The organism is Streptomyces sp. NPDC059582, from assembly GCF_042735715.1.
Taxonomy (GTDB): Bacteria; Actinomycetota; Actinomycetes; order Streptomycetales; family Streptomycetaceae; genus Streptomyces.
Genome location: NZ_JBHWCC010000006.1, coordinates 100,134 through 115,325, shown reverse-complemented (window position 1 = coordinate 115,325; position 15,192 = coordinate 100,134). Strand labels below are relative to the sequence as shown.

The 15,192-nt window shown below is 72.1% G+C and carries 8 protein-coding genes; all 8 read right to left on the bottom strand.

Annotated elements, in window-relative coordinates:
• Positions 1-36 precede the first annotated feature (36 nt).
• Positions 37-3,375 (bottom strand): dTMP kinase, encoded by a 3,339-nt coding sequence (gene tmk / locus ACFV0T_RS08170; RefSeq protein ID WP_385775744.1) that lies wholly within the window; start codon positions 3,373-3,375, stop codon positions 37-39.
• A 165-nt stretch (positions 3,376-3,540) separates the two neighbouring features.
• A complete protein-coding gene (gene topA, locus ACFV0T_RS08165; protein ID WP_385775742.1) occupies positions 3,541-6,387 on the bottom strand; it encodes a type I DNA topoisomerase in 2,847 nt (948 codons plus the stop codon).
• 245 nt (positions 6,388-6,632) lie between these two features.
• A complete protein-coding gene (locus tag ACFV0T_RS08160; RefSeq protein WP_385775741.1) occupies positions 6,633-6,830 on the bottom strand; it encodes a hypothetical protein in 198 nt (65 codons plus the stop codon).
• Between the two features lie 122 nt (positions 6,831-6,952).
• Positions 6,953-9,307 carry a protein kinase gene (locus tag ACFV0T_RS08155; protein WP_385775739.1) on the bottom strand — a complete coding sequence of 785 codons (2,355 nt, stop codon included), beginning with the start codon at positions 9,305-9,307 and terminating at the stop codon, positions 6,953-6,955.
• A gap of 180 nt (positions 9,308-9,487) precedes the next feature.
• The gene (locus tag ACFV0T_RS08150) at positions 9,488-11,005 is read right to left on the bottom strand and encodes a methyltransferase (RefSeq protein WP_385775737.1); all 1,518 of its coding nucleotides are present in this window, start codon (positions 11,003-11,005) and stop codon (positions 9,488-9,490) included.
• Positions 11,006-11,232: 227 nt separating this feature from the next.
• Entirely contained in the window at positions 11,233-11,838 is a 606-nt protein-coding gene (locus ACFV0T_RS08145) for a small secreted protein (protein ID WP_385775735.1), read from the bottom strand.
• 194 nt (positions 11,839-12,032) lie between these two features.
• Positions 12,033-14,438 carry a sodium-translocating pyrophosphatase gene (locus tag ACFV0T_RS08140; protein ID WP_385775733.1) on the bottom strand — a complete coding sequence of 802 codons (2,406 nt, stop codon included), beginning with the start codon at positions 14,436-14,438 and terminating at the stop codon, positions 12,033-12,035.
• A 309-nt stretch (positions 14,439-14,747) separates the two neighbouring features.
• The gene (locus ACFV0T_RS08135; protein WP_385775731.1) at positions 14,748-15,182 is read right to left on the bottom strand and encodes an ATP-binding protein; all 435 of its coding nucleotides are present in this window, start codon (positions 15,180-15,182) and stop codon (positions 14,748-14,750) included.
• Positions 15,183-15,192: the final 10 nt, after the last annotated feature.

The window sequence follows — 15,192 nt, the reverse complement described above, 5'->3', positions numbered from 1 at the left end:
GCACGGTCGCCGCCGAAGCGCCCCGGGCGGCCGGGCTCAGCGGCCCCGGCCGCGCCTGCGGCCGCGCTCCTCGCCGTACCCCTCGTCCTCGTCCTCACGCGACCCGAGCAGCTCGTCCGCCAGCGTCGGCAGGTCGTCCAACGGTGTCTCCTCGGCCCAGTCGGACCGGGGCCGCCTGCGCGGCGCGCCTTCCTCGTCGACCTGCGGCAGCTCCCGCGTGCGGTCGTCGGAGCGGTCCGTCCCCCGCGGCGTCGCCGGCTCGTCGCGGAAATATCCGGACGGCACGCGGTCCGCGGGGTCCTCGTCGCGCACGGGCGGCAGCACGGCCGTCTCGTCCGCCGCGCCGGGCACGACGGGCGGCAGTACCGCGGTCTCGTCCGCGGCACGGGAGGCGACAGACGGCAGCACGGTCGTCTCGTCGGCCGCGCCGGACGGCGCCGACGGCTGCGGCAGCTCGGCCGTCACCTCCGAGTCGGACCCGGCGGCGGACCGGACACCGGAAGACCGCTGATCGCCGGCAGACCGCTGGTCGTCAGAGTCAGCGGACCACCGCGCACCCGCAGACCGCGGATCGTCCCCGTCGCGCTCCCGGGCACTGTCACTGCCCCTGTCCTGGGCCCCGTCGGCGACCCGCGGCAGCACCGCCGTCTCGTCCGCCCCGCCCGACGCGTTCTTCGGCGACGGCGACACCACCGGTGTCGGCACGGTCGCCGCCTCCGGCGTCAAGGCGGCCGCCGACGGCGACGCCGGCTGCGGTCCGGCCTGCGCGGCGGCCGCGGCCTGCTCGGCGGCCCGGCGTGCCTGCTCGGCCCGCATCAGGGCCTCCTCGGCCTTGCGCTGCTTCTCCAGGCGCCGTTCCTCGGCCTCGGCGTGCAGCCTGGCCTCCTCCTCGGCCTGCTTGCGCCGCCGCTCCTCCTCGGCCCTGCGCCGCGTCTCCTCCTCGGCCCGGACCTTCTCCTCGGCGAGGAGCCGCACCCGCTCCTCCTCGGCCCGCCGGCGCGCTTCCTCGGCCCGCAGCCGGGCCTCCTCCGCCTGTCGTTCGGCCTCGCGTCGCTGCGCCTCCTCCAGCTCGTGCCGCTTGCGCTCCTCCTCCTCGGCGCGCAGCCGCGCGAGCTGCTCCTGGCGCTCGCGCTCGAGGCGTTCCTCCTCGGCCTTGCGGGCGGCCTCCTCCTCGGCCTTACGGGCGGCCTCCTCCGCGGCGGCCTTGCGGGCCTCCTCGGCGGCCTTCACCTCGGCCTCGGACAGCGGCAGCATCTGGTCGAGCCGATGCCGTACGACCGTGGTCACCGCCTCGGGCTCCTGCCCGGCGTCGACGACCAGGTAGCGCCCGGGGTCGGCGGCGGCCAGCGCCAGGAACCCTGACCGCACGCGCGCGTGGAACTCGGCCGGCTCCGACTCCAGCCGGTCCGGCGCCTCCGTGAACCGCTCGCGGGCCGCCTCCGGAGACACGTCCAGCAGGACCGTCAGATGCGGCACCAGCCCGTTCGTCGCCCAGCGCGAGATCCGCGCGATCTCGGTCGGGGACAGGTCACGGCCCGCCCCCTGGTACGCCACCGACGAGTCGATGTAGCGGTCCGAGATCACCACCGCGCCACGCTCCAGCGCGGGCCGTACGACGGTGTCGACATGCTCGGCACGGTCCGCCGCGTACAGCAGCGCCTCCGCGCGGTGCGACAGCCCGGCCGACGACACGTCCAGCAGGATCGACCGCAGCCGCTTGCCCACGGGCGTGGCCCCCGGCTCGCGCGTGAGCACGACCTCGTGCCCCTTGGCCCGGACCCAGTCGGCGAGCGCCTCGGCCTGGGTGGACTTGCCGGCGCCGTCGCCGCCCTCCAGCGCGATGAAGAAACCGCCGGTCGCGGGTGTCTGCACCGGGTCGTCGCCGCCGAGCAGCGCGTCCCGCAGGTCGTGCCGCAGCGGGACGCCGGAGCGGTCGTCGACCTTGGCGAGCACCAGCGCGGCCACCGGCAGCAGCAGCGCGCCGACCAGCATCAGGGTGAAGGCGGCGCCGCCGTGCGCGAACACGAACTTGCCGTTCTCCAGCCGGTGCGGCCCGATGAGGGCGGCGACCAGCGGGGCGAGCAGCGCGCCGAGCGCCACGAAGACCCGTACGACCGCGTGCAGGTGCTCGGTCGTCCGCGCCCGCCGGTGGTCCTCGGCCTCCTGGTCGAGGAGGGTGTGCCCGGTGTTGGCGGCCACGCCCGCGCCCACGCCGGCCAGCGCGACGATCAGCAGCACGCTGGTGACGTCCGGGACGAGCCCGGCGGCCAGCAGCGCCACACCGGTGAAGGCGATCGCCAGCGACAGCAGGCGGCGCCGGGAGAGCGTCGGCAGGACGGCCGGAGCGGTACGGATGCCCACCACGACCCCGCCGGTCAGCGCGAGCACCAGCAGCCCGTACAGCACGGGGCCGCCGCCCAGGTCCTTGGCGTGCAGCACCGACACGGAGACGGCGGCGGCGACCGCCGCGGCGACGGCGGCGCAGGCGAGCAGCAGCAGCGGGATCGCGCCCGTACGGCCGGTGTCGAGGCCCGCTGCGGTCCTGGGCCGGCGCAGGCCCTCCAGCGGCGACCGCGCGCGCGGAGTGCGCACGTCGGGCAGCTCGAGGAAGGTCACCACGGACAGGGACGCGGCGAACAGCCCCGCGGCGACATACGAGCCGAGGGCCGCCTGGTGCTGCGCGAACCAGGCGATACCGGCCCCCAGCAAGTTGTTGACCAGGGCCGCGGCGGCCAGCGCGGCGGCCGCGAGGGGGATCGCGACGAAGCTCGTACGCAGCGACAGGCGGCGCAGGGCGTCCATGTGGTCCGGCAGCGGCCGTACCGTCGCGCCCTCCAGGGGCGGGGCGGGCAGCAGGGCGGGTGCCGCGCTCTCGCGGCACACCGTCCAGAAGCGCTCGGCGACCCCGGTCACGAACACGGTGACCAGGAGGAGCGCGAGTGCGTCGTCGGGTGTCCAGTCGATCCACAGCGGCGCCACGAGCAGCAGCGCGGCCCGCAGGCCGTCGGCGCCGACCATCGTCCAGCGGCGGTCGAGCGGGCCCTCCTGCGAGGTCAGCGAGGTGAGCGGACCGAGGAGGACGGCTCCGAAGAGCAGCGTCGCCAGGATGCGCACCCCGAAGACGGCCGCCACCGCGAAGGCCACGCCCCGGTAGCCGCCGCCGAACGATCCCTCGGCGACGGCGGTCTGAAGGGCCAGGACGACCAGCACCAGGAGGGCGAGGATGTCGCCCACGCCTCCCACGAGTTGGGCGCTCCACAGCCGCTTGAGCTGCGGCTGGCGCAGCAGGGCGCGGACGGCGCGCTCGCGGGAGTCCGCCACCAGGGCGTCGTCCGGGGCCGGGTGGTTGGCCGTTGGCTGCTCGGCTCGCGTCATGCTTTCAGCCTATCGGCAGCCACCGACAGCCTGGGGCGCGCGCCCGGACGTACGCACGCCCCGACACCAAAGTGATGCCGGGGCGTGCGTTTCGCGCACCTGCGGTGAAGGAAGCGAGGCCGCTCTCGGCGACCCTCGGCGGCCCTCAGCCGCTCTCCGCCTCGCTCAGTCCTCCGCGGCCGTCTTCGAAGCCGTCGCCTTGGCGGCCGTCGTCTTCTTCGCGGCGGTCGTCTTGGCGGTCGTCTTCTTCGCGGCGGTCGTCTTCTTGGCCGCCGTGGTCTTCTTGGCCGCCGTCTTCGTCGCGGCCGCCTTCTTGGCGGGAGCCTTCTTGGCGGGCGCCTTCTTCGCCGTCTTCTTGGCGGGCCCCTTGGCCCGCTTCTCGGCGAGCAGTTCGAAGCCGCGCTCCGGGGTGATCTCCTCGACGCTGTCGCCGGAGCGCAGGGTCGCGTTGGTCTCCCCGTCGGTGACGTACGGCCCGAAGCGACCGTCCTTGACGACGACCGGCTGCTCGCTGACCGGGTCCACGCCCAGTTCCTTCAGCGGCGGCTTGGCGGCCGCACGGCCACGCTGCTTGGGCTGGGCGTAGATCGCCTGCGCCTCCTCCAGCGTGATCGTGAAGAGCTGGTCCTCGGCCTGGAGCGAGCGCGAGTCCGTGCCCTTCTTCAGGTACGGGCCGTAGCGGCCGTTCTGCGCGGTGATCTCCACGCCCTCCGCGTCCGTGCCGACGACGCGGGGGAGCGACATCAGCTTGAGCGCGTCCTGCAGGGTCACCGTGTCCAGCGACATCGACTTGAAGAGGGAGGCCGTACGCGGCTTGACCGCGTTCTTGCCGGTCTTCGGGGTGCCTTCGGGAAGCACCTCGGTGACGTACGGGCCGTAGCGGCCGTCCCTGGCGATGATCTGGTGGCCGGACTCCGGGTCGGCGCCCAGCTCGAAGTCGCCGCTCGGCTTGGCGAGCAGCTCCTCCGCGAGCTCGACGGAGAGCTCGTCCGGGGCCAGGTCCTCGGGCACGTCGGCGCGCTGGTGGTTCTCGGAGTCCTTCTCGCCGCGCTCGACGTACGGACCGTAGCGGCCGACCCGCAGCACGATGTCGTTGCCCACGGGGAACGACGACACCTCGCGCGCGTCGATCGCGCCCAGGTCGGTCACCAGCTCCTTGAGGCCACCGAGGTGGTCCCCGTCGCCGTTGCCGGCCTCGGCGGCACCGGTCGCCTCGCCCTCGCCGAAGTAGAACCGCTTCAGCCACGGCACGGCCTGCGCCTCACCGCGCGCGATGCGGTCGAGGTCGTCCTCCATCTTGGCGGTGAAGTCGTAGTCGACGAGCCGCCCGAAGTGCTTCTCCAGCAGGTTGACCACGGCGAAGGAGAGGAACGACGGCACGAGTGCCGTGCCCTTCTTGAAGACGTAGCCACGGTCGAGGATCGTGCCGATGATCGACGCGTACGTCGACGGGCGGCCGATCTCGCGCTCTTCGAGCTCCTTGACCAGGCTGGCCTCGGTGTAGCGGGCCGGGGGCTTGGTGGCGTGCCCGTCGACCGTGATCTCCTCGGCCGTGAGCGCGTCGCCCTCGCCGACCTGCGGCAGGCGGCGCTCGCGGTCGTCGAGCTCGGCGTTCGGGTCGTCGGCGCCCTCGACGTACGCCTTCAGGAAGCCGTGGAAGGTGATCGTCTTGCCGGACGCGCTGAACTCGACGTCCCGGCCGTCGGCGGCCGCGCCGGCGATCTTCACGGTGACGGAGTTACCGACCGCGTCCTTCATCTGAGAGGCGACGGTCCGCTTCCAGATCAGCTCGTAGAGCTTGAACTGGTCGCCGGTCAGACCGGTCTCGGCGGGCGTGCGGAAACGATCACCCGAAGGGCGGATCGCCTCGTGCGCCTCCTGCGCGTTCTTGACCTTCCCGGCGTACGTGCGCGGCTGGGCCGGCAGGTAGTCGGCTCCGTACAACTGCGTGACCTGGGCGCGGGCGGCGGTGACCGCCGTGTCGCTCAGCGTGGTGGAGTCCGTACGCATGTACGTGATGTAGCCGTTCTCGTACAGCTTCTGCGCGACCTGCATCGTGGCCTTGGCGCCGAAGCCGAGCTTGCGGCTCGCCTCCTGCTGGAGCGTCGTCGTACGGAACGGGGCGTACGGCGAACGGCGATACGGCTTGGACTCGACGGACCGGACGGCGAACCGGGTGTTCTCCAGGGCGGCGGCCAGGGCGCGGGCGTTCGCCTCGTCGAGGTGCAGGATGTTCGCGCCCTTGAGCCGGCCCACGGAGTCGAAGTCGCGGCCCTGCGCGACCCGCTTGCCGTCGACGCTCTGGAGGCGGGCGACCAGCGACGACGGGTCGGACGAATCTCCCGCGCGGCCGGTCGCGAAGGTTCCCGTCAGGTCCCAGTACTCAGCGGAACGGAAAGCGATGCGCTCGCGTTCCCGCTCCACGACGAGTCGGGTGGCGACGGACTGGACCCGGCCGGCCGACAGGCGCGGCATGACCTTCTTCCACAGGACCGGCGACACCTCGTAGCCGTAGAGGCGGTCGAGGATGCGGCGGGTCTCCTGGGCGTCGACCATGCGCTGGTTGAGGTCGCGGGGGTTGGCCACGGCCGCCCGGATCGCGTCCTTGGTGATCTCGTGGAAGACCATCCGGTGGACCGGGACCTTGGGCTTGAGGACCTCGAGGAGGTGCCACGCGATGGCCTCGCCCTCGCGGTCCTCATCGGTGGCGAGGAAGAGCTCGTCGGAGTCCTTCAGCAGGTCCTTGAGCTTCTTGACCTGGGCCTTCTTGTCAGCGTTGACCACATAGATCGGCTGGAAGTCGTGTTCGACGTCCACTCCGAGGCGACGGACCTCGCCGGTGTACTTCTCGGGCACCTCCGCGGCGCCGTTGGGGAGGTCGCGGATGTGCCCGACGCTCGCTTCGACGACGTAGCCGGGGCCGAGATAGCCCTTGATCGTCTTCGCCTTGGCAGGCGACTCGACGATGACGAGTCGGCGGCCGCCGTGTGCGGTGTCGCTGGTCGGGGACAACTTCGCTCTTCTCTCCGGTCGACGCTGGGGCCTCCCCAGGCCTTCGTCCCGGGGTCGGGTCATGGTGACGCTGCGGAGTGTGACGGTACATCCCGCCCCCGTGTCAAACGGGAAAAGCCCGCAACGGCCACTCGAACGGTAACCCGACTACCGCCATTCCTGCCGCCCGGACTGTCGACCAGCCCTCACGGGCCCATCCGGAGTGTGACTTCTCAGTTACTGGCGGGAAGGTGCCGGGGCAGGTATCAGGCGCGGGCGAGACACCATGCGGCGAGGATCAGCGCGACCACTCCCACGACGCTCGCGAGGGCCGCCGATGCGACCGGGTTCACACCGAGGGCGACAGGTTCGCGACGCCTGACACGGGTCGCGGTCCACACCAGCAACGCGGTTCCGAACAGGGCGAACACCGCTCCGGTGAAGATCGCCGGTCCGCTCTCCATGGCTTGCCGCGCCCCTTTTCTGCCGTCCGCGACGGGTCGACCCCCGCAGGCTGGCACGCGCGGGCGGCGCGCAGGCGAACCCCGGGTGAACGCCGGGCCGACGCGCCGGGACCCCGGCGGCCTCAGACCGAACCGGGCAAGGGTATCTTTCCGGTCGTCTTCGCGTTGTCGGCACGGCCCACCGTGCACACGACCTTGTCGAACCCGGCGGTCCAGTCGTCCTCACTGGTGATCCAGCCGAACACCCTGCGCGTCGTCCCCGGCGCCCAGGTCGATTCGAACTTGTTGCCGCAGAGCTTGGTCGCGTTGTCGACGGCCTTCTTGTAGCTCATCCCGGCGGGCGCCTGAACGCTTCCGATCACCTGATCCGTGTGCGCTTTGGCGCAGTCGGTGAGCAGTGACTTGTATCCGTCGTCCAGGTCCTCGTAGATCCAGCAGTCGTCCACGCTCATCTGACCGATCCACAGATCCGTGCCCGCGTCGCGGAAACGGCCCACCTCGCCGCCTATCGCCGCATGGCGGCCGAGGACGAGACATGCCGTACCGCTCTCGGCCGCGGCGAAGCCCGCCTTCGTCGGTACGACGGCGTAGCCGCCCGCGTCCGGCAGCGCGGCGACGACCGCGCGGCTCTGGTTCTCGCACCGCTTGGCGCCCTGTGCGCCGGCGTCGGCGTAGTCGGTCGCCGTGTCGACCGCGACGACCTGACCGTCCGGCCAGTCGTCGGCGCAGTCCACCACGCCCAGGTTGGGCAGCGACTCGAACGGCGTCCCCGACCACACCGCCTTGACGCAGTCACCGGTCTCCAACGGCTCGGTGAGCCCGACCACGTCCCCGTACGGATACACGGGCCCGGTCGGCGACGGCGACCCCTGCGACGCGCTCGCCGTGGGCGACTTCTTCGTCGCGGCACTGCCCTCGCCGCCGTCCCCGTCGCCGCCGATCAGCGAGACGGCCGCCCAGGCGCCTCCCGCGACGACGAGGACGACAGCCACCACCAGCGCGACGACGGCCGCCCGCCGCTTCCCCGCGGACGACGGCGGACCCGCGTTCATGCCGCCGGGAGGCGGCCCGCCGGGGGTGCCGTGGCCGCCGGCACCGAAGGCCGCGGGACCGGCGCCTCCCGCGTAGGTCGGCGTGCCGTTGCCCGCATAGGGGGGTGGCGTGCCACCACCGCCGTACGACGGTGGCGTGCCGCCGCTTGCGTACGGCGCCGGACCGCCGCCTCCCGCGTACGGCCCGTTCCCGTACGGGGAACCGCTCGCGGAGCCGCCGTGCGCGTACGGATTGCCGGGGTCGGCGGCGTGCCGCGCGGCCGGCGGCGGCCAGGCGTCGTACGCGGCCCGGCCGGGCGTCCCGCCGGGCGTGGCCGGACCGCCGCCGGCCGGACCGCTGCTTGACGGGGTGAACGGGCCGCCCGCCACAGGCAGTCCGGGACCGCCGGGCGGGGTGTGCGGTGTGGGAGGGGCGGCCGGGGTCGAAGGCGTGCCGGGAGTCTGCGCGACACCCGGCGTGTGCGGCGTACCCGGCGCCGGGCCGAAACCCGACGGCGGCGGACCGAACCCGGCCTGCACGGGCCCCGCCGGCCGGCCCGGCCCCGCCACGGCTTCGGCGCTCCGCACCACCCGCTCCAGTCCGCGGGCGACCGCCTCCGGCGCGGACCGGCGCACCGGGTCCTTGACCAGCAACCCCTGGAGCACGGGGGCCAGTTCACCGGCCCGCGTCGCCGGGGCCGGCTCCTCGCCGAGCAGGGCAGTCAGGGTCGCGTACTCGCCGTGGCGGTCGAAGGGGCCGCGACCCTCGACGGCGGCGTACAGCGTGGCGCCCAGGGAGAACAGGTCGGCGGCCGGCGTGGGCGGCTCGCCGCGGGCCCGCTCGGGGGCGAGGTAGCCGGGCGTGCCGAGGATGCCGGCGGTGGAGGTCAGCCGGGGCTCACGGGACTCGGGCTGCAGGGCGATGCCGTAGTCGGTGAGCAGCACGCGCGCGTAGGCGTCGCCCGACGCGTCGGGCGCCAGAAGGATGTTGGCCGGTTTCACGTCGCGGTGCAGGATCCCGATGCGGTGCCCGGCGGTGAGCGCGTCGAGGACGGCGAGCCCGACGCGGGCCACCTGCGCGGGCGGCAGCGGCCCCGAACCGCGCACGACCGCCTGGAGGTCTACCGCGTCCGGCACGTACTCCATGACGATCCACGGCAGCCCCTCGTGCACCACCACGTCGTGCACCGTCGCCACGTGCGGATGGCCGCGCAGCCGCGCCGCGTGCCGGGCCTCGCTGCGGGCCCGGGCGATGCGCTGCGCGGGCTCGGTCGCGTCCATCGGCACATCCGGAAACGCGATCTCCTTCATCGCGACGTCGCAGGCCAACTCCTCGTCGTACGCACGCCAGACGCGGCCCATGCCGCCCGCGCCGAGCGCCCGCGACAGCCGATACCGACCGTTGATGACCCTGCCTTCGCCCTGCTCCGGCGTCTCCCCCGCCATCACGCCTCCCCCGGGACAGCGCGCCTCCCCCGAGAACGCGTGGACCTGTCCCTCGAAGGTAGCTTCGCACCTGCCACTGACAGGAGGCCTTTACCGGATCAATCCCGCCAGAGCGGACACGCGTGTCCCAGGGGTGCGCTCACGCCCCAGGCGTGTCGCACGGGCGGGCCGCGCGCCGGGTCACCGGGCCGGTTCGAGGAACCCCTGCTCCACCAACAGGCGGATCTGCGCCGGCGTACGGTCGCGCAGCAACACCGGATCCTCGCCGACAAGTTGCGCGATGGCGTCGAGAATGCGGCCCGCGCTCAGCGAGCCGTCGCACACGCCCGCGAAGCCCGCACCGACCGTGTCCACCTTGGTGGCCCGGCGCATGCCGCGGTGCTGACGCAGCACCACGTGCTCCGGGTCCTCGGCGCCGGGCAGCCCGACCTGCTCCTGGACGATCTCGGCGGCGAGCCTGAAGTGACCGGCGAGCAGGGCCACGTCGTCGTGCACCCGCAGGTAGTCGAGCCGGTCGAAGTGCGCCCGGACCGTGTCACCGAGCGGCTGTTCGACGGGGTGCGGCCACTCCTCCACGGTGACGGAGGGCTCGGCGGCCGCCGTCCTGCGCAGGGTGATCCACCCGAAGCCGACCGCCTTCACCTTGCGTGCCTCGAACTCGTCCAGCCACGCGTCGTAGCGCGCCTGGTACTCGGCCGTGTCGCCCCGGTGGTCGCCCGCGTCCCTGAGCCACAGCTCGGCGTACTGCGTGACGTCCTGCACCTCGCGCTGCACGATCCAGGCGTCGCACCCGCGCGGCACCCATGACCGCAGCCGGTCCTGCCAGTCCTCCCCCTCCACGTGCTGCCAGTTGGCGAGGAACTGCGCGAAACCGCCTTCGTTCAGCCGCTGTCCCGACTGCTGAACGAGCGTGCGGCACAGATCGTCCCCGCCCATCCCGCCGTCGCGGTACGTCAGCCGGGCGCCGGGCGAGATCACGAACGGCGGGTTCGACACGATCAGGTCGTACGTCTCGTCCTCTCGGACCGGCTCGAACAGCGAGCCCTCGCGCAGGTCGGCGGCCGGTGCTCCGGACAGCGCGAGCGTGAGGGCGGTGATGTGCAGCGCGCGCGGGTTGAGGTCGGTCGCCGTCACACGTGTGGCGTGCCGGGAGGCGTGCAGCGCCTGGATGCCGGAGCCGGTGCCGAGGTCGAGCGCGGCGGCGACGGGCGTCCGGACGGTGATCCCGGCGAGGGTCGTGGAGGCACCGCCGACGCCGAGCACGACACCCTCGTCCCGGCTGCCGATGCCACCCGCGCCGCCGACGGCGCACCCCAGGTCGGACACGATGAACCAGTCCTCGCCGTCGGGTCCGCCGTACGGCCGTACGTCCACGGTCGCGGCGACCTCGTCCCCGGCGCGCGTCAGCCAGCCGTTCTCCAGGCACGCGTCGACGGGCAGGAAGCCCGCCACGCGGGCGTGCGGCACGGGTTGTTGCAGCAGGAACAGCCTGACGAGCATCTCCAGCGGCGTGTCCCCGCGGGTCGCCCGGAGCGCGGGGACGGTCTCGCTGCGCGCCAGCGCCGCGTACGCGGCGGCGCCGAGCAGTTCGAGCAGTCCGTCGGCGGTGAAGGAGGCGCCGAGCAGGGCGTCGCGCAGCCGGGCGGTGACGTCGCGGCGGTCGGCCGAGGGCAGGGGGCTGAGGGGGGAATCGCTCACACCCCCATTGTGTCCGCTCGGACCGACATCGCGATCGCGTCCGGCCACGCACCCGTACATCCACGCGCCCTAGCCCCCGCCCCCGCCCACTCGTGCCCCGCACCGAGGCAGCCCCCGCACCGCGGCGGCAGGCGCACACGCATCGGCACCGCGGGACACGCGCGAAAGCCCCCGCACGCGCGCGTACGGGGGCTTCCGGGGTCGTACGTGGGTGCGGCGGCCGGGGGTCAGCCCGTCGTGGCCGGCGCCGAGGAGGCCGCCGCCTTGCAGCTCGCCTGCTCGCCCATGGCCTTGCCGACGTCCCCCTCCTCCAGGGTCTTCAGGGCGCCGTTCCCGCTCTTGCTCAGCTTGTCGAGTTCGGTGGCGACATCCTTGAGGCCGTCCGCGAACTTGGCCTGGTTCTTCGTGTCGAGCGCGTCGACCTGCTTCTTCAGGGAGGCGTACGACGCGGCGATGCCGTCGAGCTCCTTGACCGCGTCCTGCTGCTTCTTCTCGTCGTTCTTGGCGTCACCGGTGTCCGGCGCGCCCGCCTTGTCGACGGCGTCGCCGATCGCCTTGTAGGCGTCCGACATGTCCTGGAAGGCCTGGGAGTCGGTCTTCTGGACGTCCTCCGGCGCACTGCTGTCCGAAGTCTGCTTCTGGATGGCGGCGTTGGCGGCCTCGATCTTCTTGGCCTGCGGCTGTACGGCGTCGCAGACCTGCTTGGCCCAGGCGCTCAGCTTCTCGCTGGGGCCGCCGCCGTCACTGCCGCATCCCGACAGCGCCATCGCCAGTACCGCACCGCCGGACAGCGCGGCCGCGAGCTTCTTGTTCACCGGTTCGGTCCCTTCCATGGCTCTCGGCCCCGGAACATACACGTCGCGCAGGCGACAGACACGCGACGAATGTCCCTTGACTCAGCTATTGAAGCCATTTGCACCAAGTGAGAGAAGGCTCACGAGCAGGGGCGCGAACGCGCACAGGGCGGGCGACGACGCGTCGATGCGCGCCGCCACCCGCCCTGTGAACTGGGCCTCGTCGGGACCGCCTACGAAACCACCGCAGGATCGGCCGACTTGGAGGCCCGTTCGGCGTTGTCTTCGTCACCCACGGCGATCCCGCGCCGCTTGGAGATGTACACCGAGACCACGATGACCAGGAGCGAGAGAATCGCGATCATGATTCTCACCCCGATGCTCCTGTCGTCGCCGTAGGAGAACTTGATGACGGCCGGCGCGATCAGCAGTGCCACCAGGTTCATCACCTTGAGCAGCGGGTTGATCGCGGGACCGGCGGTGTCTTTGAAGGGGTCGCCGACCGTGTCGCCGATCACCGTGGCCGCGTGGGCCTCGCTGCCCTTGCCGCCGTGGTGGCCGTCCTCCACGAGCTTCTTGGCGTTGTCCCAGGCGCCACCGGAGTTGGCGAGGAACACCGCCATCAGCGTCCCCGCCCCGATCGCGCCCGCGAGAAACGCCCCGAGCGGCCCGATGCCGAGCGTGAAGCCGATGAAGATCGGCGCCATCACGGCCAGCAGTCCGGGCGTGGCGAGTTCGCGCAGGGCGTCCTTGGTGCAGATGTCGACGACCTTGCCGTACTCCGGGGTCTCGGTGTAGTCCATGATCCCCGGCTTCTCACGGAACTGTCGCCGCACCTCGTAGACCACGGCCCCGGCCGACCGCGACACCGCGTTGATCGCCAGCCCCGAGAAGAGGAAGACGACCGCCGCGCCCGCGATGAGGCCGACGAGGTTGTTGGGCTGCGAGATGTCCATCATCAGGCTCATCGGCGCGCCGGCCCCGGTGAGTTTCTCGCCCACTTCCTGCGCTCCGGTGGTGATCGCGTCGCGGTACGACCCGAACAGTGCCGAGGCCGCCAGGACCGCGGTGGCGATGGCGATGCCCTTGGTGATGGCCTTGGTGGTGTTGCCGACCGCGTCCAGGTTGGTGAGCACCTGCGCGCCCGCGCCCTGGACGTCACCGGACATCTCGGCGATGCCCTGGGCGTTGTCGGAGACCGGTCCGAAGGTGTCCATCGCGACGATCACGCCGACCGTGGTGAGCAGTCCGGTGCCGGCCAGCGCCACCGCGAACAGCGCCAGCATGATCGACGTACCGCCGAGCAGGAACGCCCCGTACACGCCGAGGCCGATCAGCAGGGCGGTGTAGACGGCCGACTCCAGGCCGACGGAGATGCCGGCGAGGACGACGGTGGCCGGGCCGGTCAGCGAGCTCTTGCCGATGTCCCGGACCGGACGGCGGGTGGTCTCGGTGAAGTAGCCGGTCAACTGCTGGATGACGGCGGCGAGCACGATGCCGATCGCCACCGCGACCAGGGCGAGGATGCGCGGATCGCCGTCCTTGCCCTTGATCGCCGCGTCGGTGACGCCGTCGAGACCGGCGTACGACGAGGGCAGATAGACGAAGACCGCCAGCGCGACCAGCAGGAGCGAGATCACCGCGGAGATGAAGAAGCCCCGGTTGATCGCGGACATGCCGCTGCGGTCGGTACGGCGCGGGGCCACGGCGAAGATGCCGATCATCGCGGTGACGACACCGATCGCGGGCACCAGCAGCGGGAAGGCGAGGCCGGAGTCACCGAAGGCCGCCTTGCCGAGGATCAGCGCGGCGACCAGGGTCACGGCGTACGACTCGAAGAGGTCGGCCGCCATGCCCGCGCAGTCGCCGACGTTGTCGCCCACGTTGTCGGCGATGGTCGCGGCGTTGCGCGGGTCGTCCTCCGGAATGCCCTTCTCCACCTTGCCGACCAGGTCGGCACCGACGTCGGCGGCCTTCGTGAAGATGCCGCCGCCGACCCGCATGAACATGGCGATCAGGGCGGCCCCGAGGCCGAATCCCTCGAGCACCTTCGGCGCGTCGGCCGCGTACACCAGCACCACGCAGGAGGCACCGAGCAGACCGAGCCCCACCGTGAACATGCCGACGACGCCGCCCGTGCGGAAAGCGATCTTCATTGCTCTGTGAGAGACGGCGGTGAGATCCTTTTCCGGCTCGCCCTCCGCCGGGGTCGCTTCCCGAGCCGCCGCGGCGACGCGGACATTGCTGCGTACGGCGAGCCACATGCCGATATAGCCGGTGGCCGCCGAGAAGCCTGCGCCGATCAGAAAGAAGATCGACCGGCCGGCCCGCTGATTCCAGTCGTCCGCGGGCAGCAGCAGGAGCAGGAAGAACACGACCACGGCGAATACGCCGAGCGTGCGCAGTTGCCGGGCCAGGTAGGCGTTGGCACCTTCCTGGACCGCCGCCGCGATCTTCTTCATGCTGTCGGTGCCCTCGCCCGCGGCGAGCACCTGGCGCACCAGGATGCCCGCGACCACGAGCGCGGCCAGCGCCACGAGGCCGATGACCATCACGAGGATGCGGTTGTCGTCGGTCAGCACTGCGGCTGCGAAGGTTGTGGGGTGATCGAACTGCTGAGGGGTAGAAAGCCCCGCCATTCGTCCTCCTTGACGCTTGGGCTGAGCTCAAGATGTGGACGGATTCTAGGTACCGGAACCTGATCGAAACAGGGCGCGGTAAGCGGAATTAGCCGTGACTTGCTCTCCAGCAAATGATCGAGGTCACGCAGGCTCGCCCAAAAGAGGTAACGCCCTAAAAGCATTGACGCCACCATCGGCGCTTGATCGAATTATCGCGCGATTGATCGTGAATTTCTTCACGAATTCCTGCATCCGGGTGACGCACGCACAAAGGGCCCTGCTCAGCAGGGCCCTTGAGTGACAGACGGGTGGTACGAGGAGGGTGTGTCAGACTGGCACGGCGGCGGGCGGGGTGGTCGGCCAGGTCATGCGGATACGCCCGCCGTCCGCCCCCGCGGTGACCTCCACGTCGTCGACGAGCCCGCTGATGACGGCGAGACCCATCTCGTCCTCTTCGGCCTCGAGGTCCGGATCCTCGGCCATGGCGCTGGCCGTGCCGGCCCGGGGCGCGTGCCGCGCCTCGTCCCCGACCTCGATGGAGAACTGCTTCTCCTCCTCGGTCAGCACCACCTGCACGGGTGCCGTGATGCCGGCGCTCTGGTGCAGTCCGACTGCACGGGAACAGGCCTCACCCACAGCGAGCCTGACCTCGTCGAGAACGGCCTCGTCCACTCCGGCCCTGCGCGCCACCGCTGCCGCCACCAGTCGGGCGGTCCTGACGTGCTCGGGCAGCGCGCTGAAGCGGAGTTCAACGGTGGCCATGCATCCCCCT

Coding starts and splice junctions, on each gene's coding strand:
- ACFV0T_RS08155 (WP_385775739.1), bottom strand. CDS start 9,307: ATGGCGGGGGAGACGCCGGAGCAGGGCGAAGGCAGGGTCATCAACGGT.
- tmk (WP_385775744.1), bottom strand. CDS start 3,375: ATGACGCGAGCCGAGCAGCCAACGGCCAACCACCCGGCCCCGGACGAC.
- ACFV0T_RS08140 (WP_385775733.1), bottom strand. CDS start 14,438: ATGGCGGGGCTTTCTACCCCTCAGCAGTTCGATCACCCCACAACCTTC.
- ACFV0T_RS08135 (WP_385775731.1), bottom strand. CDS start 15,182: ATGGCCACCGTTGAACTCCGCTTCAGCGCGCTGCCCGAGCACGTCAGG.
- ACFV0T_RS08145 (WP_385775735.1), bottom strand. CDS start 11,838: ATGGAAGGGACCGAACCGGTGAACAAGAAGCTCGCGGCCGCGCTGTCC.
- ACFV0T_RS08160 (WP_385775741.1), bottom strand. CDS start 6,830: ATGGAGAGCGGACCGGCGATCTTCACCGGAGCGGTGTTCGCCCTGTTC.